This is a genomic window from Caulobacter sp. 05T431, assembly GCF_056665975.1.
Genome location: NZ_JBFTKU010000002.1, coordinates 392,441 through 417,072, shown reverse-complemented (window position 1 = coordinate 417,072; position 24,632 = coordinate 392,441). Strand labels below are relative to the sequence as shown.

The window sequence follows — 24,632 nt, the reverse complement described above, 5'->3', positions numbered from 1 at the left end:
CTTTGAACAACAATGCGAAAAACTCGTACGCCTTATGAGAAAGCACCTCGGCGCCACGCCCTTGGGCGCCCATGGCGAGGCTTGTGCGGAGAGCGGGCGACGTAAAATTTCACGCCGAAAAACGCGGTCGGACCGACGGAAAATCGATCGGCGGAAACCGTTGACGAAAATGCAGAAAAGCCGGGCGCGAGGCCCGGCTTTCCCTTGGTCTTGAAGCGTTTGGCGGATCAGAAGCTGTAGGTGACCTTGCCGTAGTAGTAGCCGCCGTTGATGCCGAAGGGCGAGAACGACGGGAACTGGGTGACGTAGCCGTTGCTGTTGTTCTTCAGGTAGTGCTCGCGCAGCAGGCCGTTGATCCGGTTCGGGTAGTAGTTGAGCAGGTTGTTGGCGCCGATCGACACCTTCACGCTGTCCAGGACCTGGTAGCTGAGGTCCAGGTCGGTGATCATCGCCGGCTTGATCTTGGTCTTCATCAGCGCCGACGAACCGCTGTCGGTGCTGAGGCCCGAGGTCTCGCCGTAGAAGGTCTCCTTCAGGTTCATCGCGAACTTGCCGAGGCTCCAGTAGCCGCCGGCGATGACCTTGTACTTGGGCGAGGTGTCTTCCAGGTTGGCGATCGCGATGGCGTCGAACAGGGTCAGCGTCGGGTCCAGGCCCGGCGGGTTCGGCGCGATCTTGGTCACCTCGGTCTTGTTGTAGCTGGCGCTCAGCGACCAATCGACCCGGCCCCAGTCGCCGAAGTCGCTGTAGTAGGTGCCGACGAAGTCGACGCCCTTGGTCTTGGTGTCCAGGCCGTTGACGAACATGTTGGCGCCGACGCTGTAGGTGGCGTTGGTGCGGATCGTCGGGTCGACATTGACGCCGTTGGCCGCCAGGGCCGCGATGACCGCCGGCGAGACGATGCCGTTGGTCACCTTGTTGCCGTTCACGGTGATCACGTTCTCGCCGTACAGCGTGCCCGAGCTGACGATGCGATTCTTGATTTTGATCTGGTAGGCGTCCAGCGTCATGGTCAGCTTGGGCGCCAGGTGGGTGACCAGGCCGACGCTGATGTTCTCGGACTTCTCGGGCTTGAGGCCGTTGATGCCCAGCAGGGCCGCGCCGGGCGAGTTCGGCGGCAGCTGGCCGCTGATCGAGCTGGGCGAGACGTTGATGCCCGAATAGTACGACTCCGCCAGGGTCGGGGCGCGGAAGCCGGTGCTGACCGTGCCGCGTACGGCGACGGCCGGCGAGAAGTCGTAGCGGCCGGTCAGCTTGGCGACGGTGGTGTCGCCGAAGTCGCTGAAGTCCTCATAGCGGACGGCGGCGTCCAGCTTCAGCGGCTCGATCGGGCTGACCGCCAGGTCGACATAGACCGCCTTGTTGTTGCGCTTGTGCTTGCCGGCGTTGACCGGGGCGAAACCGAAGTACGACTGCGAGCCGCCGCCGTAATAGGTGGCCACCTCGCCGGCCGTGATCTCGTAGCTCTCCTTGCGGTATTCGGCGCCGGCCGCGAAGGTCAGGGGTCCGGCCAGGCCGACCTCGAACTCGTGGCTGACGTCGAGGGTGTTGCTCCACTGGGTGTTGATGAATCCGCCCGCGTGGATATCGGTGGGCGTGTAGCCCTTGGTCGTGGTCGTGGAGGTGTCGGCGTAGAGCGAGGCGTTGGCCGTATCCAGCACGTTGACCGAGTCGTCGTCCTTTCCGTAGGTCGAGCTCAGGTCCCAGTTCCAGGCGTTGGTCACGCCGCTGATCCCGCCGGTGACGGCGTAGTCGGTCTCGGTGATCGACTCCTTGGGGTCGAAGCCCAGCGGGAACGGGATGTCGGTCGCCATCTTGCCCTTCACGACGTTGGGCAGGCGGTAGTTCTCGTGCGCGGCGCTCCATTTCCGCGCGATGGTGCCGAAGCTGTAGACCTCGATGTCCGGCGTGACCTGGACGCCGCCGTTGTAGGCCAGCACGGTCTGGCGGTACTGGGCGTCGCCCGAGATGCGGTTCACGTACGGCCAGTTCGCCGCGTTGATGACCTGCGGATAGCTCTTGGCCGGGCTGTTGGTGGCGCCGGCGTTGTAGGGCGAGTCCACCACGCGCGGGTCATAGGCGCCGCGGAAGCTGTAGCCGTGGTACTTGGTCTCGCCCGTCAGGTTCAGGTACGAGTTCTCGGTCGGCGCCATGCCGATGTTGATGGCCAGGTCGCCGGTCGTGCCGCCGCCGTCCATGTAGCCGCCGCCGTTGATGATCACCTCACCGCCGGACGTGGCCTTCTTCTGGATGATGTTGATGACGCCGGCGATGGCGTCGGTGCCGTACTGGGCGGCCGCGCCCTCCAGCAGCACTTCGACGTGCTCGACCGAGGCCAGCGGGATGAAGTTCAGGTCCGCGGCGGCGCCGCCCTGATAGGCCCCGCCCAGCACGGCGAGGTTGGCGGTGCCGTGGCGGCGCTTGCCGTTCAGCAGGACCAGGGTGTGGTTGGGGCTGACGCCGCGCAGCTTGGCCGACAGGGTCAGGGCGGCGGTGTCGCCGCCGAAGGCCTGGGCGTTGAACGACGGCACGTTCTGGGCCAGGGCCTGGATCATGTCCGGCTGGCCGGTCTTCTTGAGGACGTCGCTGCCCAGGACGGTGATCGGCGCGGGGCTGTCGACGGCCTTCATGCCCGTGGTGCGCGTCCCGGTGACGATCACGGCCTCGAGTTCGGCGACGTCGGGAGAAGGTTCCGGAGCCTCAGCTGCATAAGCATTTGCAGCAATAGCGAAAGCGATTCCGACGGTCGAAACCCCCGCGAACAGGATGTTACGCGAACGACTATTCATGTATACCCCCTCGTGCGCCGTCTAGGCGCGATTGTTTTTCTCCTCTCTGGCGTTTCCCGATGGTCGTGTTCTTGTCATTGAACGCGAATACAGACGCAACTCACGGCGATGCCGCGATTGAAACACTTCGTCGAAGCTGAAATTTCTGCAAGCGCCGCGACCGTCGCGGGACCGTAACGGAGGCCTTCAAGCCCCCCGGCGCCCCTTTGCACGGCGCCCGCCATGCTTTTTGTGCACTGCGATGATCAGGATTCCGGCGCCGTGGCGGCCCTCGCGTCCCACCGCCGGGACGGTCGATTTCGGCGGACTTTTCCATAGGCGCACGAAAGGGCCCACGGCCGGCTCAGGGGACGAACAGACTCCGTCCCGCCCGCTTCCCGTCGGCCGATCGGGCCCGGACCTCGACTCGCCCGGCGACCGGCGCGTCCGGCGTGTAGGGCCGCCAGGCGCCGCCCTCGACCCGGTATTCGATCGGAAGGCCGGGAAATTCGACATTGGCCCGCAGCCTGCCGCCCTCGACCACCGCCCCGACCGTCGGGATGCGGTAGGCCACGCCCGCCGCGTCCAGCCGCGCCAGCTCACGCCGGCCCAACAGGTTGGCGAAGGCGGCCCAGTCGGCGTCGCGCCGGGCCCGCATCGCGTCGGTGAAGGCGCCGGTCGTGGGGTCGTAGCCCTTGCCCGGCACGTAGGGCGTCTCCCAGTTCGCCCCATGCCAGGCCCGCTCGGCCAGGGCCAGCATCCGCGGGTACAGCATGTAGTCGACCTGGGCGTCCGAGCGGATCGTCTCGCTCCACAGCTGGCCCTGCAGGCCGTTGAAGCGCACGCCGGGCTCCAGCGGATGATCGTCCTTCGAGGCCTGAGGCTTGCCGCGCAAATCGGTCCACAGCTCGGCGTGGGCCGGCAGGTTCTCGGGCATGAAGTCGAACACCTTGCGGGTGTCGGTGGCGCGCGAGGGCCAGTCGTAGCCCCGCTCCTTGGGATCGGCGGCCTGGGGGCTGTCGAAGTACATCACCTCGGGCGTCGAGATCACCACCTCCCAGCCCTGGTTGGCCTGGACGTGGGCGCTGGCGGGCCCCTCGCCGGCCAGGGCGCCCCAGTTGTTGGAATGGACCCTGGCCGGCATGCGGTCGGGCTGGGCGTGGCCCATGCCGTCGCTCCAGCCCGCCACCACCACGCCCTTCTCCGCCAGCAGGGCCGAGACCTTCTCGATGAAGTGGCCGCCCAGGTCGGCGGGCTTGATCCCGGTCTTGGCCTCATACGCCGCGCAGGCCGGCGAGGCGCTCCAGGCCCCGGGCGTCTCGTCGGCGCCGATGTGGTAGCGGGTCAGGGGCTGGCCGGCGGCGGCGTGCAGGGCGGCCATCTCGTCCACCACCTTGCCCAGGAAGGCATAGGTGCTGTCGAGGCACACGTTGATGGTGTTGTCGTCGTAGTGCTGGATGCTGCTGTAGACGCTCTTGTTCTCGGCTTCGCTCAGCAGGTAGCGGCCGGCCTCGGCCTCCGGCTTGCCCTCGGCCCGCAGCCGGGCGGCGCGGGCCTCCACCGCCTTGATCGCCGCCCGCGAATGGCCGGGCATGTCGAAGGACGGGATGACCTGGATGTGGCGCGCCTGGGCCGCGCGGACGATCTCGATGTAGTCGGCGCGCGTGTAGTAGCCGTTGACCGGGGTGGACGGGTCGGGGCCCGCGCCCAGCTGCGGCAGCAGACAGGTCCGCTCGCCGGGGTCGTGGCAGCGGCGCGAGCCGATGTCGGTCAGCTCCGGCAGGCCCGCGATCTCGACCCGCCAGCCCTCGTCGTCGGCCAGGTGCAGGTGCAGGCGGTTCAGCTTGTAGGCCGCCATCTGGTCCAGGATCGCCAGGATCTCGGCCTTGGAGTGGAAGTTGCGGGCCACGTCGACATGCAAGCCCCGGAAGTCGAAGCGCGGCGCGTCGTCGATCGTCAGCAGCGGGACCGTCCGCCGCGCGTCCACCAGCTGGGTCAGCGACGCCAGGCCGTTGGCCGCGCCCTCGGGGTCCGAGGCGACCACCTCGACGCCGCCCGTCTTGATCGCCAAGCGGTAGCCGCCCAACGCCAGCTTCTCCTCGGGGACCAGTCGCACCCGCAGCGGCGCGCCCCGGGCGCCCTCGCCCGCCCCGGCCTTGGCCAGACGGCCCAGCGCCGCCTCAAGCTGCGCGCGCGGCACGCCGCTGATCGAGACCTTCAAGCCGCGCGACAGGTCCAGCGATCCGCCCTTGGGGTCCGGTTTGGTCTTCAGCGGCGTGGGCAGGACGGCGGTGGCCGGGACGGGCTGGACATTCGCCCCGGTGGCGGGCCCCGTGGCCGCGTTGACCGCATAGACCCTGGCCGCCGTGGCCCAGACCGTCGCGTCGGCCGCCGAACCGCCGGCCAGCCGCGCCTCGTCGGTGAAGGGCGCGACGAACGGCAGGCTCTCCAGGCCCGTCTCGGGATCAACCGCCGGCCGGGTGCTGGCGATGGTCCGCGCCGCCAGCCCTTCGCCGGCCAAATAATAGTTGGGCATCGGGTACAGCTCGGACAGCTGATGTCCGGCCAGCTTCAGGGGGATGCGGACCGGCTGTCCCGGCGCGAAACCGGCGAAGGTCGCCGTCGGCGTCAGGCGATAGAGGTCGCCGTTGATATGGCTCAGGGCGAAGCCGTCGTTGTCGGCCTGCAGGATCGGGGTGACGCTGCTGAAATAGATCGACCAGCCGGCGGTCGGGGTCCGCGGCGCCGCCAGGGTCAGTTCCGCCAGGTGGCACGACGGCGACGGCGCGCAGACGGCGGGAGCGGGCCGGTTGTCGAGAACCTGGTAGCGCACCTGGAGCTCGGCCGCGAACCGGTCCAGCTGCTGCTGAGTAGGCTGGGCGTGGGCGGCGGTGGTCACGAGCGTCAGGGCGGTGAGCGCGAACAGGCGTCGTGACATGGAGGCTCCCCGGGGTTTTCGTCACCCTAACCCTCTCCCAGCGGGAGAGGGAGGGGCCCGCGACGAAGTCGTGGGAGGGTGAGGGATTACGCCCTCACCGATTTCGCGCGAACGCTTTGCCGGCACGCCGGCCAACGCCTTACCCCCTCACCCTGCCCTCTCCCCATGGGAGAGGGTTCCAGTGGGGGCTAGCAGCCCGGTCCAGCCCCCAGCGGCAGGCAGCGCCCGTCCACGTCGGCGGGGACCGGCACGCCCGTCACCGCCGCGATCGTCGGGGCGATGTCGACCGTCTCGATCGGCAGCACCCGCTCGCGGGCCGGGCCGCCCTTCCACCAGAACAGGATCGGCACCCGGCGGTCGTAGTTCCACGGGCTGCCGTGGCTGGCCACGTAGGTCGCGCCGGCGGAGGCCGGGGTCTGGTAGGGCTGGAAGGCCACCAGGATGTCGCCCACCCGGCCGGGATAGGCGCTGCGGCGCATGCGCTCGGCGACGCTGATCTCGTCCGGCGGCGTGCCCTTGGGCGGCGGGGCCATCGTGAACAGGGTGTTGGAGTCGTAGGCGGCGTAGACCTCGGGCCGCTTGGCCAGGACCGCCAGGGCCGCCGTCGTGATCCGGGCGTGGTCGCCGGCCGTCGGCGTCTTGCCGTCGGGGCCGACCACGTACAGCGACTCGATGCCGCCGGCCTGGACCAGCGGGTCGTAGGCCAGGCCCAACTGCCCGCGCAGCGCCGCGTTCAGGTCCTTCAGCCACTGGGTGGGCGGCACCCGGCCGGCGTCATAGCCCTGCTGGGCCAGGCGCTCGGGGAAGTCCGATCCGCCGTGGTCGGCGGCCAGCACCACCAGGACCTGGCCCTTGACCTTGTCCAGGCTGTCCAGGAACGCGCCCAGCCGGTCGTCCAGCCGCAGCAGGTGGTCGCACATCTCCGGCCCCTTGGTGCCGAAGCGGTGGCCGATGAAGTCGGTGGCCGACAGGCTGATCGTCAGGACGTCGGTCGCCTCGCCGTCGCCCAGCTTGAACTCGTCGCGCAGGACCTGGGCGGCGTCCAGGGTGACGCGGTCGGTGTAAGGGCTGACCGACAGGTCGTCGGTCGCCGCCGCCTCGTCCTTCGGCGCCGGGCGCGGCAAGGCCGCGCGCCAGGACCGGCCGCCGGTGACGTAGTCGTCCTCCAGCGCCGCGCAGCGCTTGTCGCCGTAGGTCCAGGTGAACGGATGCTTCTTCTGGTCGGCCACCAGCTTGGCGTTGAACGCCGCCACCGGGGCCAGCTTGGCCTTGGCGTCCTCGCCCGGCGAGACCCAGGTGGTCATGCCAAACCGCGTCTCCAGCCAGAACACCCCGTCGGCCTTGTGGCCGGCCATGTTGATCGCGCCGCGGTCCTTGCCCGAGACAGCATAGACCCGGCTCTTGGGCGAGACGGCCTTCAGCCAGTCGCCATAGGTGTCGGCCATCAGCAGCTTGGGGCTGGCCAGGCGGCCGCCGCCCGATGGATCGTTGGCCAGGACGATCGACGGGTCGGCCAGGCAGTAGGTCTTCTTGCCGGTGGCCAGGTCGTAGAAGTCGTTGGCGACGATGCCGGTCTTGTTCGGATACTTGCCGGTCAGCAGGGTGGAGTGGCCCGGGCAGGTCTCGGTCATGCCGTGCGACTGGAAGCCGCTGGGATAGACCGTCCCCTGCCGCGCCAGCCGGCCCAGGCCGCCGTGGAAGTCGGCGCGGTACTGCTCGAACAGGCTGGCGCTGAACTGGTCGATCGAGATCACCACCACCAGCTTGGGCTTGGGCGCCTCGACCGGCGCGGCGTGCGCCAGGGGAGCTGTAAGGACGACGGCGCTGAAGGCCGCGGCGGCGACGGTTTTGGGCAAGCTGAACATGGCGCTCAACAAGCACTGTCACAAAACCGTCGCAAGCCGGAACTGACCGAACGCCGGCTTTCAGCCTAGGCTGGCGCGTGGCTGACGAACTCCACCAGTCGGCCGTCCGGATCGTGGGCGAAACCGGCGTAGTAGTGCGGGTGGATCTGGGGCAGCACGGCCGGGACCCGTTCCTGGACGCCGCCGTGCTGGCCGGACAGCCCCCAGGCCCGGTCGACCGCCGCCCGGTCGGCGGCCACGAAGGCGTAGTGCACGTCGGCCGACGGCTCGCCCTCGCAAATCCAGAAGTCCAGGCGGCCGCCGTTCGAGCCGAAGCCCTTCTTGGGGCCATCGACGACCAGGCGATAGCCGGTGGGCTCCAGGACCTGGCGGTAGAAGGCCACGCAGTCGTCCAGGCGGCGGGTGCGGATTTCGAGGTGATCGAGCAAGGGAAGCGACCTTTCAGGGGAGTGAAACGACGCCGTGACGTGTAGCCGCGCCAGCGTGACGCTTGGCGGCGAAGACGGGTCTCAGAACGCGGAAATTCGGCGTTCGCGCGCCTGGATTTGGCGTAGGCTCCCGCCCATGAAACTCGACCGCTTCGACCGCCAACTGCTGAACCTCGTCCAGGAGGACGCCGGCCGCACCTCCGAGGACCTGGCCCAGCGCGTGGCCCTGTCGCCCTCGGCCGTGCAGCGCCGCCTGCGCAAGCTGAAGGAGGCCGGCGTCATCGTCCGCCACACCGCCGTGCTGGAGCCGCGCAAGGTGGGACGGCCGACCTTCTTCATCGTCTCGCTGGAGGTCGAGCGCGACCGGCCCGAACTGCTGACCCAGCTGCGCACCTGGCTGGCGGGCCAGGAACACGTGCAGCAGGCCTTCTACGTGACCGGCGAGGCCGACTTCATCCTGGTGGTCACCGCGCCGGACACCGAGACCTACGACGCCCTGATGGCGCGGCTGACGATCGAGAACCCCAACGTGCGCAAGTTCACGACCAACGTGGCGCTGGGCGTGGTCAAGCGCGGGCTGACGATCCCGGTGGGGTTGGAGGAGGAGTAGGTCACTCAAAACTCCGCTCATCCCGGCGAATGCCGGGACCCAGATGGAATAGCTTTAAGGCCGACGCCAAAAGCGCTGAGCTCTTCCAGCCCACCACACCGCCATAGGATCTGGGTCCCGGCATTCGCCGGGATGAGCGGATCCAATGACTAGTGTTTAATACCGGCTTCCAACGCCCGCGCCGCCTCGGCCAGCGAAACCTTCCCCGCATCCCGGTCCACCGAGAAGTTCGCCCTCTGCATCGCTTCCACGGTGATCGCCCCGTCCAGCCCGGCCAGCGCCTCGCGCAGGCGGCGGTCCTGCGCCCGGCCCGGCGCGATCAGCAGCACCGCGTCGTACGGCGGCAGCGCCCCCTTCGGATCGCCCAGCACCACCAGATCGTCGGCGGCGATGCGGCCGTCGCTGGAGAAGGCCGAGATGACGTCGGCCTCGCCCGAGCCCAGGGCGCGGTACATGAAGGTCGGCTGGAACTGGCGCTTGGCCTTGAAACGCAGGCCGTAGGTGGTCTCGACGCTGGTCCATTCGGGCCGCGAGAAGAACTCCAGGTCGCCGCCCATGGTCAGGTTCGGAGCCTTGGCGGCCAGGTCGGCCAGGGTCCTGATCCCCAGCGCCTGGGCGCGGTCGCGGCGCATGGCCAGGGCGTAGGCGTTCTCGAAGCCCAGCGGGGCCAGCAGCACCACGCCGTCGCGGCGCTTCAGTTCGGTCCGCAGGCCGTCCAGCACCGCCTGGCGGCCTGGATTGTCCTTGCGGCCCAGGACGTTGGCCCACAGCGTGCCGGAATAGTCGACATAGGCGTCGATCTCGCCGGCCGCGAGGGCGCGGTAGGCCACCGCCGAGCCGAGGTTGATCTTGCGGTCGACCTGGGCGCCCTGCCCTTCCAGCCGGTCGGCCATCAGCTCGGCCAGGATGTACTGCTCGGAGAAGTTCTTGGCCCCGATCACGTAGAGGCTCGGACGCGGCGCCAGGTCCGCCGCCAGGGGCGCGACGGCGACGGCCAGGCCCACGGCCAGCCCCAGCAGGCCCGCGCCCCACAGCCGGCGGTCGCGCCGCTCGGCCCCGCGCTCGACCAGGCCCAGCAGTTGATCCACCACCAGGGCCAGCACCGCCGAGGCGACGCAGCCGGTCAGGACCATCGCCCAGTTCTCGGTCTGGAGGCCTGAGAAGATGTAGTCGCCCAGCGAGGTCTGGCCGACGGGTGTGGAGAGTGTCGCCGCCCCGATGGTCCACACCGCCGCCGTGCGCACCCCGGCCATGATCACCGGCGCGGCCAGGGGCAGTTCCACCCGCCACAGCCGCTGGCCGTCGGTCATGCCCACGCCCCGCGCCGCCTCGACCACCGCCGGGTCGACGCCCGTCAGGCCGGTCACCGTGTTCCGCAGGATCGGCAGCATCGAATAGAGGGTCAGGGCCAGCAGCGACGGCAGGAAGCCCAGGGCCGAGAAGCCGTGGCCGAACGCCCCCTTGGCCAGGTTCGAGAGCAGCAGCAGCAGCGGATAGAACAGGGCCAGCAGGGCCAGGCTGGGGATGGTCTGCACCAGGCCGGCCAGGGCCAGGGACGGCCAGCGCAGGCGCGGGCTGCGGGCGGCCAGCACGCCCAGCGGCAGGGCGATCAGCAGGCCCAGCCCCAGGGCCGCGGCCGACAGCACGACGTGCCAGGCCAGGCGGTCCGGCAACAGGGAGAGCAGGCCGCTACTCACCGGCGATCTCCCGCATCCGGACGGCCTGGCGGCGCGGGGCCTGCATCAGGGCCTCGACGGCCGGGTCCGAGTGACCGGCCAGCAGCGCCCTGGGCGTGTCGTCGGCGATGATCCGCCCCTGGCTCATCACCACGATCCGGTCGGCCAGCAGCACGGCCTCGGCGATGTCGTGGGTGACCATCACCGTCGTCAGGGCCAGCTGGTCGTGCAGGCGGCGGACGTCGTCGGCCAGGGCGACGCGGGTCACCGAGTCCAGCGCGCCGAACGGCTCGTCCATCAAGAGGATCGCGGGCCGCGCCGCCAGGGCCCGGGCCACGCCCACCCGCTGGCGCTGGCCGCCGGACAGGGCCAGCGGTCTCCGCCCAGCCACCTCGCGCGGCAAGGCGACCAGGTCCAGCAGCTCGTCGGTCCGCGCGGCGATGGCGGCGGCGTCCCAGCCCAGCAGGGTCGGCACGATGCCGATGTTCTCGGCCACGGTCAGGTGCGGGAACAGGCCCACCTCCTGGAAGACGTAGCCGATGCGCCGGCGCAGGGTCGGGCCGTCGAGGTCGGCGGCGGCGGCCCCGTCGATCAGCACCCGCCCGCCGTCCGGCGCGACCAGGCCGTTGATCGTCTTGAGCAGGGTGGTCTTGCCGGCCCCAGACCCGCCGACCAGCGCCACGAACTGGCCCTTGGCGATGGACAGCGTGGCGGGCTGGAGGACGGCCGCGCCGTCGTACGCCTTGCTCACCCCCTCCAGAACGATGGCGTCGGTCATGCGGCTCCAGGTCGGTGACGGCGAAACAAGCGCTAGGACGCGCTGTCGCAGGGACGTCCTGTCACAGTCAGTCAGAACGCGCGGCGTGGGAAGCCTAATGCTTCAGCTGATTCCCGGCGCGCGCGACGCGACGGGGGGCGGTTCCCAGGAGACCCATCATGACCCTCGCCGTCGACGGCCGCCAGTTCGAGGCCACCGCGTTCGAAGCCCGTGTCCTGCCCGCCCAGAAGCGGGCCCGCGCCGCCCTGGCGCGCCTGCGCTGGGCCGTGGCGGCCATGGTGCTGCTGAACGCGGTCGTCTGGGGCGGCATGATCGCCACGGCGCGCGGCGTGATCGACGTGCACCGGCTGGTGGACGAGGCCCAGGCCGTGACCGCGACCTGGATCGCCGCCCTGCCCCAGGTGAACATCACGATCACGCGCTGAGGCGGGACCCTCACTAGAACCCGTCGTCCAACGTCGCCCGGGCCTCCTCCCGAGCGAAGGCCTTAGGCCCTCTTGCCTGATCGTCCTCTCGGCGGACGACCGACCTCGCCCGCTCGGGCGCGGCCGCGAAAACCCATGACGCGAACACGGCTTTTTCGCGCGCTCTAGTTGCGCTTCGCGAAAACTCGCCCTAAGACTCCCTCATAGGTCGATATCAATTCGCCTGCGCCTTATGGGGGAAAATCCAGAAAGGCGCCAGCGTCCCGTCGTCGGCGCGGCCGAGCCCTCCCGCTCGCCGGCCGCAAGCCGAGCCCAGACCAGGAGCGTCGCCGATGATCCGCCTCACCCCGCGCGAGACCGCCCCCAAGTCCCTGCTCCGCCTCGCGGCGATCGCGGCCGGGGCCTTGCTGGCCGGCGGCCTGCTGATGGCCTGCTCGGCCAAGCCGCCGACCGGGGCGGCCAAGGCCGAGCTGGCGACCACGCCGATCAGCATTAGCTCCACCCCGCCCGGCGAGCTGAACCCCAGCGGCGGCGGGGCGGCCAAGGCCTCCCTCGACCAGGCCGCCGCCTTCGCCTGGCAGGAATTCATCGCCCTGAACTGGCCGGCCAAGATCCAGACCGGCGCGGTCGGCGACCGCGACACGCCCGCCGCCGACTGCCTGTTCGGCGACCCCAACTGCGCCACCCGCCCGCTGACCTGGCAGACCTTCCGCGGCAAGGCCGAGATCTTCACCGCCGGGGCCACCCAGCCCTACGACCAGATCCCGACCTACGCCGACGTCTACAATTCGCCGATCTCGCCCTGCAACGGCGGCCAGCCGCCCGCCCAGGCCGCCTGGGTCAATCTGGACGAGACCACCGAGATCACCCTGGCGGCGATGTACGCCGGGGTCGGGGTGGCCACGCCCACGCCCGACAACAGCGCCCCGCAGCTGATCCGCTTCATGGCCAAGGCCAACCGGGCCGAGTTCGACTACGTCCAGAAGATCAATGCGGTGAACGGTCCGTCGCGCGCCCTGCGCACGGCGACGATCAACTACTTCAAGACCCAGGGCGACCCGCCTCCCGGCGGCACCAGCTATGTCAGCCTTCCCAACAACACCATCGAGATCAAGGCCGGCTGGCGGATGCTGAACCCCGCCAAGGAGGACGTCACGCGGTTCCACACCACCAAGGTGCGGTACTACGAAGGCGAGGGCTCCTCGCTCTGCTACAACGAGGCGACCTGGGGCCTGGTGTCGCTGCACATCATCCAGAAGACGCCCTCGGCGCCCTATTTCATCTACGCGACCTTCGAGCAGGCCGACAACATCCTGACCACCGCCGGCAAGCCGGTCGAGGACGTCGACGGCGCCGTGGCCAGCCTGCCGCCCTGCCGTTCGGACCAGACCGCGCCCTGCCCGGTGATCCCGGCCCTGACCTTCAACGACACCGGCACGGTGTCGCCCAGCCAGGTGCCGCCGAACGTCACGCTGAACCCGGCCAACGCCGCCTACTGCACGTCCAGCACCGCGCAGCTGCCGCAGAACCAGGCCTACTACCTGAACACCTCGACCCTGACGGCCCTGCCGGTCGGCGGCTTCGTGTGCATCAACTACCGGGCCAACCCGATCCCGCCGGTGATCGTCAACGCCAACAAGGCCGCCCACGCGGCGATCGCCGCCTACAACACCGCCAACAAGATCAAGAGCTCGCCGTGGGCCTTCTACAAGCTGGTCAACGTGCAATACACGCCGATCGACAAGACCCAGCCCGGCTTCTACACGGGCAACGATCCCAACACCGACAAGAACCCGGCCAGCTATTACCTGGCCAACATCATGGTCGAGACCAACCGCCCGCTGCAGATCTTCAGCGGCGGCCTGGTCGGCGCCGTGGGCGGGGTCGGCGGCACGGGCGCCAATTCCGACTACGCCTCGCAGTTCGACGAGCCGGGCGGCGGCACCCACAAGAACACCTATTTCCAAACCGTCGGCCACGACATGGGCGGGTGCATGGGCTGCCACGGCAGCCAGGGCCAGAGCCTGGGCGGCGATTTCAGCGTGATCCTGGCGCGCGGCATCGTGGGCACGCCGGAATCCGTGCCGGGGATCTCAAGCTCCGGCGCGCAGGTGGTTCCCAACAAGAACCGCGCACTCGTCTACCGGCGCTAGGACCGACATCCTTCCGCCGGGCCTTCTCTCCAGCCATTTCCTTCGAAGGGGAAAGCCATCATGGCCAACGTTCGTGAACTGCTCGCCGCCGGCCTGACCTGCCCGACCAGCGTCAGCTTCGCCACCGACATCGCGCCGCTGTTCAACGGCACCGACATCAGCCACATGAAGAACGTCACCGGCGGCAAGCTGGACCTCAGCAACTATGACAGCGTGGTGATGTGGTCGAGCGCCATCTACGGCAAGGTGCAGTCGGGCGACATGCCGCCCTTCCCCGCGCCCGCCTGGACCGAGGATCAGGTCAACCTGTTCGGCTGCTGGATCCAGCTGGGCTGCAAGCCGTAACCCCCTGCCCGTCGTCCCGGGCCTTGTGCCCGGGACCCCTGATCCAGCTTCCACGTGAAGCGCAAGCGGTTCGCCGGCGAACCGCCCCACTCGCACTTGCGGCGGATGGAGGGGTCCCGGGCGCAAGGCCCGGGATGACGGCGAAAGGGAGAGGCGTGGCCGATAAGGGCTAAGCGCCCTTTAGATCGGCATCCGCATGATTTCCTGATAGGCCGAGATCACCTGGTCGCGCACGGCCATCACCGTGTCCAGGCTGGCCTCGGCCGAGGAAATGGCGGTGACCACGTCGATCAGCTCGGCCTTGCCGGCCGCCTGCTGGGCCATCTTGGTTTCGGCCGCGCGGGTCTGGTGCAGGGTGTCGGTCATGGCCGACTTCAGCATCTGGCCGAAGTCCATGGCCTTCTTGGGGGCCTCGGCCCCGCCGATCGACGGCATGGCCATCGAGCCCTGGGCGGCGTAGGCCTTGGCGGCCGCGAGCGCGGTCATCATCGCTTAGGGCCCCTTACTTGCGCAGGATGTCGAGCGTGCGCGATTCCATGGCGCGCGACGTCTCGATGACGTTCATGTTGGCTTCGTAGGCGCGCTGCGCCTCCTTCATGTCCAGCGCCTCGACCAGGGTGTCGACGTTGGGCAGCTTGACGTAGCCCTTGGCGTCGGCGGCCGGGTTGCCGGGATCATATTCGGTCTTGAAGTCGCTGCGGTCGGGATCGACCGAGGTCATGGCCACGCCCTCGCCGCCGGCCACCTGGGCCGGCTTGAACACCGGCACCTGGCGACGATAGGGGTCGCCGCCGGCCGTGCGGGCCGTCGAATTGGCGTTGGCGATGTTCTCGGCGATCACCCGCATGCGGCCCTGCTGGGCCTTCAGGGCGCTGGCGGCGATGGCCATGGTCGCCATCGACTGGGAGCGGATCTCGGTCATCTGGACTTACTCCTAGCTGCCCGGACGGCGCGTGGCCGTCTTCAGCATGGCCATGGACTTCTGGTAGAAACCGACGGCCGCGTCGTAGTTCATGCGTGCGTCGGTCATCTTGAGCATCTGGTCCTCGAGCGTCACCGAATTGCCGTCGAGGGTGGTCTCGCTGTCGGCCTGCTCGGGCGAGCGCCACGGGCTGTACGGCCTGGACGGCGCCATGTGGGCGGCGCTGGTCGCCACCATCTGAACGCCGCTGGTGGCCTGGGACGACACCGGCCCGCCGCGATAGGGCTGGCCCGTCGCCTGCTGGTCCAGCGACGCCTTGAAGCTGTAGGCCTTCAGGTCGCGCGGCTGGTAGTCCGGCGTGTCGGCGTTGGCGACGTTCTGCGCGATGACCTTCTGCCGCTGGGACAGATAGCCCATGCGGCTCTTCAGCATCGCGAACAGAGGAATGTCATCGGGACCCATGCGAGTCATGGTGAAGAAACAGGGTTAATCACGCATTAAGGACCGTGCTGCACACCAAGGGTGCGGCTCCGCGTCGCGCCCTGCGCTATTCTCTTCCGCGACTCAGCTTCTCCTTCCAGCCCCTCCTCCGTTTCCAGGCGTCATGGACATCTTCCTTCTGATCCGCGCCGTCGCCGCCCTGGCCATCACCCTGGGCCTGGTGGGATTGGCCGGCGTGGCGCTGCGCAAGTGGGGGCCGGACGCCCTGGCCCGGGTGACCACCCTGCGCAAGGACCGCCGGATGCAGGTGGTCGAGACCCTGGTCCTGGACCCCACCCGCCGCCTGGTGCTGTTCACCCTGGACGGCGAGGAGCGCCTGCTGATGCTGGGCGAAGGGCAGCTTCTGGACTGGAGTTCCAGGAAGCCCCGCAAGGCCCCCGCCCCGGCCAAACCCGCCGCCAACAACAAGCCCTCCGGGGAGATCGTGGTCTGATGCGCCGCCTGCTCAAGCTGATCACCGGCGCCGACCCCAAGGACCTTCGCCAGGCCGCGATCATCTCGGTGCTGGCCGGGCTGATCACCGTGATCGGTCCCGCCGCGGCCGTGGCCCAGTCGGCGATCAATGTCGACCTGGGCACCGGCGCGGGCCTGTCCGAGCGCGTGGTGCAGATGGTCGGCCTGCTGACCGTGCTGTCGCTGGCCCCGTCGATCGTGATCATGACCACCTCGTTCGTGCGGATCGTGGTGGTGCTGGGCCTGCTGCGCACCGCCATCGGCGTCCAGCAGAGCCCGCCCAACCCGGTGATCATCAGCCTGGCCCTGTTCCTGACCGCCATCGTCATGGGCCCCACCTTCGAGCAGTCGTACGACGCCGGGATCAAGCCGCTGCTGGACAAGCAGATGGAGATGCCCGAGGCCTTCGACGCCGCGGCCCAGCCGGTGAAGGTGTTCATGCTGCGCCAGGTCGACCAGGACGACCTGGCCCTGTTCATCCGCCTATCGAAGATCCAAAAGCCCAAGACCGCTGTCGACACCCCGCTGAAGGTGGTGACCCCGGCCTTCATGATCTCGGAGCTGAAGCGGGCCTTCGAGATCGGCTTCCTGCTGTTCATCCCGTTCCTGGTCATCGACCTCGTGGTCGCCAGCGTGCTGATGAGCATGGGCATGATGATGCTGCCGCCCGCGACGATCAGCTTGCCGTTCAAGCTGATCTTCTTCGTGCTAGTGGACGGCTGGCGACTGGTCGCCGGCAGCCTGGTCGAGAGCTTCCAGCGTGGGTCCGGCGGCGGTTAGAGAGCGATTAGAGAAGTAGGGCGATGGGCGTTTTCGTACTGGGGTCGATCAATCTGGACGCCGTGGCGCGGGTCGACGACCTGCCGCGGCCGGGTGAGACGGTGGCCGGCATCTCGCTGGAGCTGTTCCCCGGCGGCAAGGGCGCCAACCAGGCCGTCGCGGCCGCCCGCATGGGCGCGGCCACCCGGCTGATGGGCGCGGTCGGCAAGGAGGACAGCGGCCCCAGCCTGAAGGCCAAGCTGGCCGGCTACGGCGTGCAGGTCTCCGACGTGGCCGAACTGCCGTCGATCCCGACCGGCCAGGCCCACGTCTGGGTCGGGTCCAGCGGCGAAAACATGATCGTCGTCACCAGCGGCGCCAACGCCACCCTGACGCCCCAGCACGTGGCCGCCACGCCGCTGGAGGGCCAGCGCGTGCTGCTCTGCCAGCTGGAGACCCCGGCCCCGGCCATCGAGGCCCTGTTCCGGGCCGGCGTCGCCAAGGGCGCCCTGCGCATTCTGAACGCCGCCCCCGCCCTGCCGCAGGGCGCGGCGCTGTTCCCGCTGACCGACATCCTGATCCTCAACCAGACCGAACTGGCCACCTACGCCCGCCTGGACCACGAGCCCTCGCGCCTGGAAGAGGTCAGCCGCGTGTCGCGCAAGCTGATGAGCCGTCCGGACCAGACGGTGATCGTCACCCTCGGCTCGGCCGGGGTAGCCACCGTGCGCCGCGACGAGGCCTTCCTGGTCGAGGGCCGCAAGGTCAAGGCCGTGGACACCACCGGGGCCGGCGACTGCTTCTGCGGCGCCCTGGCCGCCTGCCTGGCCGCCGGCATGGACCTGCGCGAGTCGGTCGAGCACGCCAACGCCGCCGCCGCCCTGTCGGTGCAGAAGGCGGGCGCCGCACCGTCGATGCCGAGCCGGCGGGAAGTGGAGCAGTTCCTGGAGGGGTAGCTACCGCCGCCAGGTCACCTTGACGCCGAGGCCGCTGCGCAGCTGGGGCCGAACCTCGACGGGCGGCCGCGGCGACGCGGCGGCCACGACCGCCGGATCCCAGCTGAGCCGGTAGCGCACCAGATAGCCGTCGTGATCCGACAGCCGCCGCCCCGACCGGGAAGCGCCGAACAGCGTCTCGATCCGGATCGGCCGCACGGTCACCGGCCCGGCGCCGGCGAAGGCCTGCAGGTCCTGGGAGCGAAGCCAGGGCCGCGCGGCCGGAGGCCCCAGGGCCTGGCCGTCGCAGGGATCGGCGGCGCGGTTGCAGAATTCGCTGACCACCTGATACGGCCGCTCGGCGGACCGGTAGTCGTAGCGGTCGGGAGCGTCGAGGACATTGAAGTCGCCGCCGACCAGCAGCGGGCGATCGGCGTCGCGATGGGCGTTGATGAACGTCACCAACTCTTCGGTCTGCAGGTTGTGGGCCCGCAGCGACCCGGCGACCGGCACCTTGGCGGCGCGACGCGAGTTGAGGTGGGTGTTGACGATGTCGATCGCGCCGGGCGCGCCCGGAAGCGCCAGGCGCGCCAGCATCACCCCCTTGTTGGCCAGGCAGTCGAAGCCGGCGCAGTAGCGGTAGGGCGTGTCTTCGACGTCGGTGATCGGCGCATCGCTCAGCACGTGCAGGCCGGCGCCGGTGAACTTGCCCCAGCCCTCGCCGAACGAGGGATAGCGCACCGTGGCGTAGCGCCGCCCGTCTTCCGGCCCCGCCTCCGAGGCGCGTTCGAAGCGGCTGGGCCCGCGCGCCCAGTAGCGGTAGCCGCTGGCCTCGACCAGGTCGGCGATCTCGCCGCGGAAGCCTTCCTGGATCAGCACCACGTCGGGCTGGCGGCCGTCGCGCCGCATCGTCGCCAGTTCGAGCCCGATCGCCTTCAGGGCCTTGGCGCGGCCGCTGGCCAGCGGCCAGGGCAGACCTCGGACATTGTAGGTGAGCACGCTGATCTCGGTGCTGTGGGGGGCGGGCGGGACGACAGCGCCACCGCCTGTCGAGGCGCCGAGATCGATCGCGTCGGGGGCCAGGACCGCCACGGCGGGAACCAGGGCCAGAATCGCCAAACTCATCATTCGCCGCTCCCAGACATGCGGGCCGCTTTGAATGACGAACCAGACCTCTGTCGTCCTTCAAGACGGCGCGTAGTTCAGACGCAGCCGGATGTTTACTGAGCTCTATTGCCGGCGAAGCCTGTCTCCGCTGAGTCGGCGACGGCCAGGTGAAGCGAATGCGAAGGTTTTATTTTCCAGACCGAGCGCTGACGACAGATATCCTACCGCTCCGCGCCCCGCCCCTGGCTCGAGCCCATCGCGCCGATATAGCCCAGCCCCGTCGCCCGGTGGACGGCCTGGGCGCGGCCCGCCACGCGCAGTTTCAGCGCCGCGTTCTGGACGTGGAAGCGGACAGTGGGCCCTGAGATGCCGATGATCTGGGCGATGTCGGCGTCGGTCTTGCCGGCCGCCGCCCATTTCAGGCACTGGATCTCGCGCTTGGTCAGGCGCACCGGCGGGGCGTCGTCGTCCTGGCGGTCGCGATAGGCCGAGACCAGGCGCAGGGCCGCGCCATGCAGCTGGTCCGACCGCGCCGCATACAGCGCCGGCAGGTCTGCCACCGGCTGGGACGAGGCCCAGACCACCGCCCCGATCACCCCGCCGGTCAGGTGGGCCGGGGCGATGATCGCCGCCTCGACCCCGAAGGTCTTGGCCGCCTCGCCGACCTCGATCGCCTCCAGCCGGGCCAGCGGCCGCCAGCTGGAAAACCGGCCCTGGTGATAGAAGAACGGCTCGGCCGTGCAGCGCGCGGCCAGGATGAACGGCGCCCGCAGGGCGAAGGACCGGTCGCGCCAGTAGTGGAGCGAGGCGTCCAGCCACTCGAACACGCTCTCGGCCAGCGGCCTGGAATCCACCCCGACCATGGGGTCAGGACTGGAGATGTCGGCGCTGACGGCCACGTAGGGCAGCCCCATGTCGCGGCCCAGATCGCGCACGCGCTCGGCCAGGGCCGTCACGCGCGCCAGGCGCTGGATGTCCTCGCCGGCGGTCGTCATCGACGTGCTTTCCCTATCGGTTCCGATAGCTTGCGCGCGGCCCTCCCCTCTTCGCAAGTTTCCCCGACGACGTCGGGAGAGGAGCCGGGACGGGTGGATTTGGAGTTGTCGAGCGCCGACCGGGCCTTTCGCGACACGGTGCGCGCCTTCCTGGACGCCGAGCTGACGCCGGAACTGCGCCAGGTCGGGCGCCGCATGACCAGCGTGTTCTGCGACAAGGATCACAGCCTGGCCTGGCAGCGCATCCTGCACGCCCACGGCTGGGCGGCGCCCACCTGGCCGGCCCAGTACGGCGGTCCCGGCTGGACCGACATCCAGCGCCACGTCTTCTTCGCCGAATGCGCCCGGGCCGGCGCGCCGCACCTGGCGCCGATGGGGCTGCGGATGGTCGCCCCGGCCATCATGCGGTTCGGTACGCCCGAGCAGAAGGCCCGCTACCTGCCGCGCATCCTTTCGGGCGAGGACTACTGGTGCCAGGGCTATTCCGAGCCCGGCGCGGGGTCGGACCTGGCCGGCCTGCGCATGCGGGCCGTACAGGACGGCGACGACTACGTGCTGGACGGCGCCAAGATCTGGACCACCCACGCCCACTGGGCCACGCACATGTTCTGCCTGGTGCGCACCTCGACCGAGGGCAAGCCCCAGGCCGGCATCACCTTCCTGCTGATCGAGATGGACCGGCCCGGCATCCGGGTGGACCCGATCATCACCCTGGCCGGCGAGCACGAGGTCAACCAGGTGTTCTTCGACGCGGTCCGCACGCCCAAGGCCGACCGGCTGGGCGAAGAGAACCAGGGCTGGACCGTGGCCAAGCACCTGCTGGAATTCGAGCGCGGCGGCGGCTACGCGGCCGGTCTCCACGCGGGGCTGGAGCGCCTGCGCGCCCAGGCGGGCGACGAGGCCGGCGACGAGACCGAGAGGCTGCTGGAAGACCCGCACCACCGTCGCCGCCTGGCCGAGGCCGAGATCGGGGCCCTGGCCATCGACATGACCGAGCGGCGGGTGCTGAGCGCCCTGACCGGCGGCGGCAATCCGGGCCCGGCCTCGTCGATCCTCAAGGCCCAGGGTTCGGAAGCCCTGCAGCGGCTGGACGAGGTGGCGGTGGACGCCCTGGCGACCTACGCCGCGCCGCATCAGCCCCAGGCGCGCGCGGCCGGCTCCAACACCCCGCCGGTGGGGCCGGAGCACGGCCTGACCACCATGGCCCGCTACCTGAACAACCGCGCCGCCTCGATCTACGGCGGCTCCAACGAGATCCAGCGCGACATCATCGCCAAGCTGGTGCTGGGCCTCTGACGCGCCCGCCCCCTATCGATTCCGATAGCTTGTCCCCCCCGGCCGCGACCCGCACGCTCCCCATCAGAGCCGGCGTCCGATGCAGGCGCGGCCAGAGGGAGGAATTCGGATGCCAGGTAAATCGCGCCTGTTGCTGACGCTGGGGGCGTCGGCCATCGCGCTGCTCGCGGCCATGCCCGCCATCGCGCAAGCTCAGGCCCCGGCCCAGGCGCAGCCCAAGAAGGACGACGTCCCGACGATCGAGACCCTGGTGGTCACGGCCCAGCGCCGCGAGGAGACCGCCAACAGCGTGGGCATGCCGATCCAGGCGTTCAGCGGCGACACCCTGCAGCAACTGCGGGTCACCGATCCCAAGGACCTGTCGACCATCGCGCCCAGCTTCACGGTCAGCCAGAGCTACCAGGGCGTGCCGACCTACACCCTGCGGGGCATCGGCTTCAACACGATCAACCTGTCGGCCACCTCGACGGTCGGCACCTATACGGACGAGGTCGCCTACGCCTATCCGTTCATGAACACCGGCCCGATGTTCGACCTGGAGCGGGTCGAGGTGCTGAAGGGCCCGCAAGGCACGCTGTACGGCCGCAACACCACCGCCGGCCTGATCGACTTCGTCACCAACAAGCCCACCGAGATGTTCGAGGCCTCGGTCACCGGCGAGGTCGGCAACTACAAGACCCACAATTTCGAGGGCTATGTCAGCGGCGCCCTGGCGCCCGGCCTGCAGGCCCGCTTCGCCTTCCGCACCGAGGACAGCGACGAGGGCTGGCAGAAGAGCAATACCCGCGACGAGCGCCTGGGCGAGGTCCATCGCGACGGCTGGCGCCTGTCGCTGGCGGCCCAGCCCACCGACAAGATCGACGTCGACTTCTCCTACGCCGGCTGGCGCAACAAGTCCGACACCGTGGCCGCCCAGGCGATCGGCTTCACGCCCGCCACCGCCGCCAGCCCGTTCAACGCCCCGGGCGTGGTCGCCTACGTGGCCTCGCACCAGCCGACCAAGGCCGACCAGGCCGACTGGGCCCCGCTGTCGACCCGCGGGACGGAGGTCGGCACGGGCCTGGGCATCGCCGGTCCCGCCCGCGAGGACGACGCCTTCGACGCCCTCAAGCTGAGGGTCGGCTGGGAGCTGAGCGACAGCGTCCGGCTGGTCTCGCTGACCAGCTACAACGACCTGTCCCGCAGGGCGGTCTTCGACTGGAGCGGCGCGCCCTACGAGATCCTGGTCCAGAAGGCCAAGGGCGACATCCAGTCCGCCGCCGAGGAACTGCACCTGGAAGGCGCCACCGACAAGGGTTCGTGGCTGGTGGGCGCCTATGTGGCCCACGACGAGATCCTCGACAGCAACCGCACCCTGCTGGGCCAGAACGCCAATGTCGGGACCATCCGCTTCTTCGGCTCGACCCTGCTGGCCACGCCGTTCAACAGCGGCGGCTACACCGCCCTGCAGATGAGCCAGGCGTTCCGCACCTACGAGGACGTCGGCAATATCGAGACCGACACCTGGAGCGTGTTCGGCAATGTCGACCACAAGCTGACCGACACGCTGAAACTGACCCTGGGCGTCCGCTACAGCCAGGACAAGCAGGACTATTACGGCTGCTCGCGCGACTTCAACGGCAACATGCTGCCCAACGTCAACGTCGTGAACCGGGCGCTGTTCTTCGCCGCCTACGGCCCGGTCGCGCCGATCAGCCAGGGCCAGTGCAACACCTTCGACCCAGTCAAGAAGAGCTTCGGCCTGGTGACCTCCAAGCTGGACGAGGACAACGTGGCCTGGCGCGTGGCCCTGGACTGGCAAGCCACCGAGGACGTGCTGCTGTTCGGCTCGGTCTCGCGCGGGGCCAAGGCCGGCGCCACCCCGATCAACGCCGCCAACATCTCGACCCAGAACGCCCCGGCGCGGCAGGAGATGCTGACCGCCTACGAGGTGGGCGTGAAGGCCGGCCTATTCCAGCGCCGGGTCCAGGCCAATGTCAGCGCCTTCTATTACGACTACACCGACAAGCAGCTGTCGGTGTACTTCGCCGACCCGATCTACACCGCTCTCGCCCGCCTGGCCAACGTGCCCGACGCCGAGGCCCACGGCCTGGACGGCGACATCACCTGGCGCGCGTCGCGCTCACTGACCTTTATCGCCTCGGCGACTTGGCTGCACACCGAAGTCCAGGGCTACACCGGCATCAACTCCGCCGGTCAGTCCCAGACCTTCGATGGGCGGCCCTTTCTATACAGCCCGAAATTCCAGGGCGGCCTGACGGCCATGTTCGACCATGAGGTCGGCGACGGCCTGCGGCTGAAGGCGGCGCTGAACGGGCGCTGGCAGAGCAAGTCCAGCGCCGACCTGGAGGGCAATCCGCTGTTCGCGATCGACGGCTACGGCCTGGTCAACGGCAGCGTCGGCCTGGCCTCGGACAAGGGCTGGGAGCTGCAGGTCTGGGGCCGCAACCTGACTGACGAGTACTATTGGAGCGCGGTCAGCAGCAACGCCAACACCGTGGTCCGCTTCCCCGGCAAGCCGTCGACCTACGGCGCCACCCTGACCTGGAACTTCTAGCTGGAGCGGGGACATGCCCCCTCGGCGTGTCCCCGCTCGATCCACGGCGCGTTGGCTGGGGACACGCACAAGTGCGTGTCCCCGTCCCCTTCTAGGTCCCGCGCCGCAGGTTCTTGGCCAGCACCGCCACGATGATCAGCACGAAGGCCGCCAGGCGGAACAGGTAGATGCCGCTGCGCTCCTCGTGCGGCGTGCCCAGCAGCACCGGCAGCGCGTTGCCCGCCGCCAGCAGGCCGAAGGCGGCCGAGAAGGCCAGGAACAGGCCGTCGCCCGTGCGCCGCCAGAACTTCAGGAAGAACAGGCCGGCCACCAGGAACCCCGTGGCCAGGGCGCCGGCGATCAGCCCCTCGACCGGCGTGATCGGGAAGCTCATTCGTCCACCTCCCAGATGAAGCCGTACAGCAGCGTGGCGATGGCCAGGCCGGCGGTCAGCTGACGATAGGGCAAGAGGTTCACCTGGGTGATGAACACCACCAGGTCGGCCACCAGCAGCAGGTTGTTCAGGGCCAGGAAGCCGAAGCTGATCGCCGTCCATAGCAGCAGGCGCGAGCGGTTGCGCAGCCAGGCCCGGGTCAGCAGGCCCGCGCAGGTCATGCTGGCCAGCATGCAGAGGATGTAGACGACCGTCGGCCCGCTCATTGGTCCCTACCCTTGAACTTGAAGGCGTCGGCCAGCGACTGCAGGCGCTCGGCCGGGGCCGAGATCCAGCGGATCACGGTGACGGGCTTGGTGCGATAGGCGGTCTCGAGGTCGTCGCAGACCTTGGCCAGGACGGCGGCGGCCGGCTGGTAGCGGAAGCAGCCCCGATCCTCGGCGACCACCAGTCCGGCGTCCACGAAGGCGGTCAGGTTGTCGGTCACCAGGCTGTGGCTGGCCCGCAGATCGCCGACCAGCTCCGCCACCGACCAGCAGCGCTCGGGATCGTGCTTGAGGCGCAGCAGCAGCTCCAGCGCCCAGACCGAACGCACGTGCTCGCGAATGAACTGAAAGACGTCGCGATCGACGGTCACCCGACCTCTTCCCCCAAACCTCGGCTGGAATCCCAGGCGGGACAATAGGCGGCGAGGCCGGGGGAGCAAGCTGAGCCATGGAAATCGCCGCGCGTGAGGCGCGCGGCGCGG

General features: G+C 69.4%; 23 protein-coding genes. 9 read left to right on the top strand and 14 right to left on the bottom strand.

What is annotated here, in order from left to right; genetic code table 11:
- Positions 1-227 precede the first annotated feature (227 nt).
- The 4 genes from AC1U89_RS03700 to AC1U89_RS03685 all read right to left on the bottom strand — a co-directional run bounded on the left by AC1U89_RS03700 (position 228) and on the right by AC1U89_RS03685 (position 7,999).
- Positions 228-2,660 carry a TonB-dependent receptor plug domain-containing protein gene (locus AC1U89_RS03700; protein WP_479898337.1) on the bottom strand — a complete coding sequence of 811 codons (2,433 nt, stop codon included), beginning with the start codon at positions 2,658-2,660 and terminating at the stop codon, positions 228-230.
- 472 nt (positions 2,661-3,132) lie between these two features.
- The gene (locus tag AC1U89_RS03695; RefSeq protein WP_479898336.1) at positions 3,133-5,706 is read right to left on the bottom strand and encodes a family 20 glycosylhydrolase; all 2,574 of its coding nucleotides are present in this window, start codon (positions 5,704-5,706) and stop codon (positions 3,133-3,135) included.
- A 188-nt stretch (positions 5,707-5,894) separates the two neighbouring features.
- Positions 5,895-7,571: an alkaline phosphatase PhoY gene (phoY, locus tag AC1U89_RS03690; RefSeq protein ID WP_479898360.1), complete on the bottom strand. Its 1,677-nt coding sequence runs from the start codon at positions 7,569-7,571 to the stop codon at positions 5,895-5,897.
- 65 nt (positions 7,572-7,636) lie between these two features.
- Positions 7,637-7,999 carry a VOC family protein gene (locus tag AC1U89_RS03685; protein ID WP_479898335.1) on the bottom strand — a complete coding sequence of 121 codons (363 nt, stop codon included), beginning with the start codon at positions 7,997-7,999 and terminating at the stop codon, positions 7,637-7,639.
- A 136-nt stretch (positions 8,000-8,135) separates the two neighbouring features.
- On the opposite strand from AC1U89_RS03685, the gene AC1U89_RS03680 reads away from it, so the two are divergent.
- On the top strand, positions 8,136-8,609 hold the full coding sequence (locus AC1U89_RS03680) for an Lrp/AsnC family transcriptional regulator (RefSeq protein WP_479898334.1): 474 nt from the start codon (positions 8,136-8,138) through the stop codon (positions 8,607-8,609).
- A 149-nt stretch (positions 8,610-8,758) separates the two neighbouring features.
- On the opposite strand, the gene AC1U89_RS03675 is transcribed toward AC1U89_RS03680, so the two are convergent.
- Positions 8,759-10,306: a glycine betaine ABC transporter substrate-binding protein gene (locus tag AC1U89_RS03675; RefSeq protein WP_479898333.1), complete on the bottom strand. Its 1,548-nt coding sequence runs from the start codon at positions 10,304-10,306 to the stop codon at positions 8,759-8,761.
- Entirely contained in the window at positions 10,299-11,063 is a 765-nt protein-coding gene (locus AC1U89_RS03670; protein WP_479898332.1) for an ATP-binding cassette domain-containing protein, read from the bottom strand. The genes AC1U89_RS03675 and AC1U89_RS03670 overlap by 8 nt, the downstream gene beginning before the upstream one ends.
- A 158-nt stretch (positions 11,064-11,221) precedes the next feature.
- Between AC1U89_RS03670 and AC1U89_RS03665 the strand changes: the two genes are divergently transcribed.
- The 3 genes from AC1U89_RS03665 (at position 11,222) to AC1U89_RS03655 (ending at position 13,986) form a co-directional block, all read left to right on the top strand.
- Positions 11,222-11,488: a hypothetical protein gene (locus AC1U89_RS03665; RefSeq protein WP_479898331.1), complete on the top strand. Its 267-nt coding sequence runs from the start codon at positions 11,222-11,224 to the stop codon at positions 11,486-11,488.
- Positions 11,489-11,820: 332 nt separating this feature from the next.
- Complete coding sequence (locus tag AC1U89_RS03660; protein WP_479898330.1) at positions 11,821-13,641, top strand: hypothetical protein; 1,821 nt, start codon at positions 11,821-11,823, stop codon at positions 13,639-13,641.
- Positions 13,642-13,701: 60 nt separating this feature from the next.
- Positions 13,702-13,986: a hypothetical protein gene (locus AC1U89_RS03655; RefSeq protein ID WP_479898329.1), complete on the top strand. Its 285-nt coding sequence runs from the start codon at positions 13,702-13,704 to the stop codon at positions 13,984-13,986.
- Between the two features lie 180 nt (positions 13,987-14,166).
- Here AC1U89_RS03655 and fliE read toward each other — a convergent pair whose 3' ends face one another.
- Genes fliE through flgB form a run of 3 tightly spaced genes read right to left on the bottom strand, consistent with a single transcriptional unit; the run spans position 14,167 to position 15,370 of the window.
- The gene (gene fliE, locus AC1U89_RS03650; protein WP_479898328.1) at positions 14,167-14,475 is read right to left on the bottom strand and encodes a flagellar hook-basal body complex protein FliE; all 309 of its coding nucleotides are present in this window, start codon (positions 14,473-14,475) and stop codon (positions 14,167-14,169) included.
- 13 nt (positions 14,476-14,488) lie between these two features.
- A complete protein-coding gene (flgC, locus tag AC1U89_RS03645; RefSeq protein ID WP_479898327.1) occupies positions 14,489-14,908 on the bottom strand; it encodes a flagellar basal body rod protein FlgC in 420 nt (139 codons plus the stop codon).
- Between the two features lie 12 nt (positions 14,909-14,920).
- Positions 14,921-15,370: a flagellar basal body rod protein FlgB gene (flgB, locus tag AC1U89_RS03640; protein WP_479898325.1), complete on the bottom strand. Its 450-nt coding sequence runs from the start codon at positions 15,368-15,370 to the stop codon at positions 14,921-14,923.
- Positions 15,371-15,512: 142 nt separating this feature from the next.
- Between flgB and AC1U89_RS03635 the strand changes: the two genes are divergently transcribed.
- From AC1U89_RS03635 to AC1U89_RS03625, 3 genes are read left to right on the top strand one after another with little or no spacing between them, the layout of a single operon-like run.
- Complete coding sequence (locus AC1U89_RS03635; RefSeq protein WP_479898324.1) at positions 15,513-15,842, top strand: hypothetical protein; 330 nt, start codon at positions 15,513-15,515, stop codon at positions 15,840-15,842.
- Entirely contained in the window at positions 15,842-16,642 is an 801-nt protein-coding gene (gene fliP / locus AC1U89_RS03630; RefSeq protein WP_479898323.1) for a flagellar type III secretion system pore protein FliP, read from the top strand. The genes AC1U89_RS03635 and fliP overlap by 1 nt, the downstream gene beginning before the upstream one ends.
- A gap of 23 nt (positions 16,643-16,665) precedes the next feature.
- A complete protein-coding gene (locus AC1U89_RS03625) occupies positions 16,666-17,577 on the top strand; it encodes a ribokinase (RefSeq protein WP_479898322.1) in 912 nt (303 codons plus the stop codon).
- Here the strand turns inward: AC1U89_RS03625 and AC1U89_RS03620 are convergent, their stop codons facing one another.
- Positions 17,578-18,681, bottom strand: a complete 1,104-nt coding sequence (locus AC1U89_RS03620) for an endonuclease/exonuclease/phosphatase family protein (RefSeq protein WP_479898321.1) — start codon at positions 18,679-18,681, stop codon at positions 17,578-17,580. It lies immediately after the preceding gene.
- 203 nt (positions 18,682-18,884) lie between these two features.
- The gene (locus tag AC1U89_RS03615; RefSeq protein WP_479898320.1) at positions 18,885-19,658 is read right to left on the bottom strand and encodes a helix-turn-helix transcriptional regulator; all 774 of its coding nucleotides are present in this window, start codon (positions 19,656-19,658) and stop codon (positions 18,885-18,887) included.
- 93 nt (positions 19,659-19,751) lie between these two features.
- On the opposite strand from AC1U89_RS03615, the gene AC1U89_RS03610 reads away from it, so the two are divergent.
- Positions 19,752-20,954, top strand: a complete 1,203-nt coding sequence (locus tag AC1U89_RS03610) for an acyl-CoA dehydrogenase family protein (protein ID WP_479898319.1) — start codon at positions 19,752-19,754, stop codon at positions 20,952-20,954.
- Between the two features lie 109 nt (positions 20,955-21,063).
- Positions 21,064-23,511 carry a TonB-dependent receptor gene (locus AC1U89_RS03605; RefSeq protein ID WP_479898318.1) on the top strand — a complete coding sequence of 816 codons (2,448 nt, stop codon included), beginning with the start codon at positions 21,064-21,066 and terminating at the stop codon, positions 23,509-23,511.
- 91 nt (positions 23,512-23,602) lie between these two features.
- On the opposite strand, the gene AC1U89_RS03600 is transcribed toward AC1U89_RS03605, so the two are convergent.
- Genes AC1U89_RS03600 through AC1U89_RS03590 form a run of 3 tightly spaced genes read right to left on the bottom strand, consistent with a single transcriptional unit; the run spans position 23,603 to position 24,521 of the window.
- Positions 23,603-23,884, bottom strand: a complete 282-nt coding sequence (locus AC1U89_RS03600; RefSeq protein ID WP_479898317.1) for a DUF5985 family protein — start codon at positions 23,882-23,884, stop codon at positions 23,603-23,605.
- Positions 23,881-24,150 carry a DUF5985 family protein gene (locus tag AC1U89_RS03595; RefSeq protein ID WP_479898315.1) on the bottom strand — a complete coding sequence of 90 codons (270 nt, stop codon included), beginning with the start codon at positions 24,148-24,150 and terminating at the stop codon, positions 23,881-23,883. Before AC1U89_RS03595 ends, AC1U89_RS03600 begins: the two co-directional genes overlap by 4 nt.
- Positions 24,147-24,521 carry a hypothetical protein gene (locus tag AC1U89_RS03590; protein WP_479898314.1) on the bottom strand — a complete coding sequence of 125 codons (375 nt, stop codon included), beginning with the start codon at positions 24,519-24,521 and terminating at the stop codon, positions 24,147-24,149. The genes AC1U89_RS03595 and AC1U89_RS03590 overlap by 4 nt, the downstream gene beginning before the upstream one ends.
- Positions 24,522-24,632: the final 111 nt, after the last annotated feature.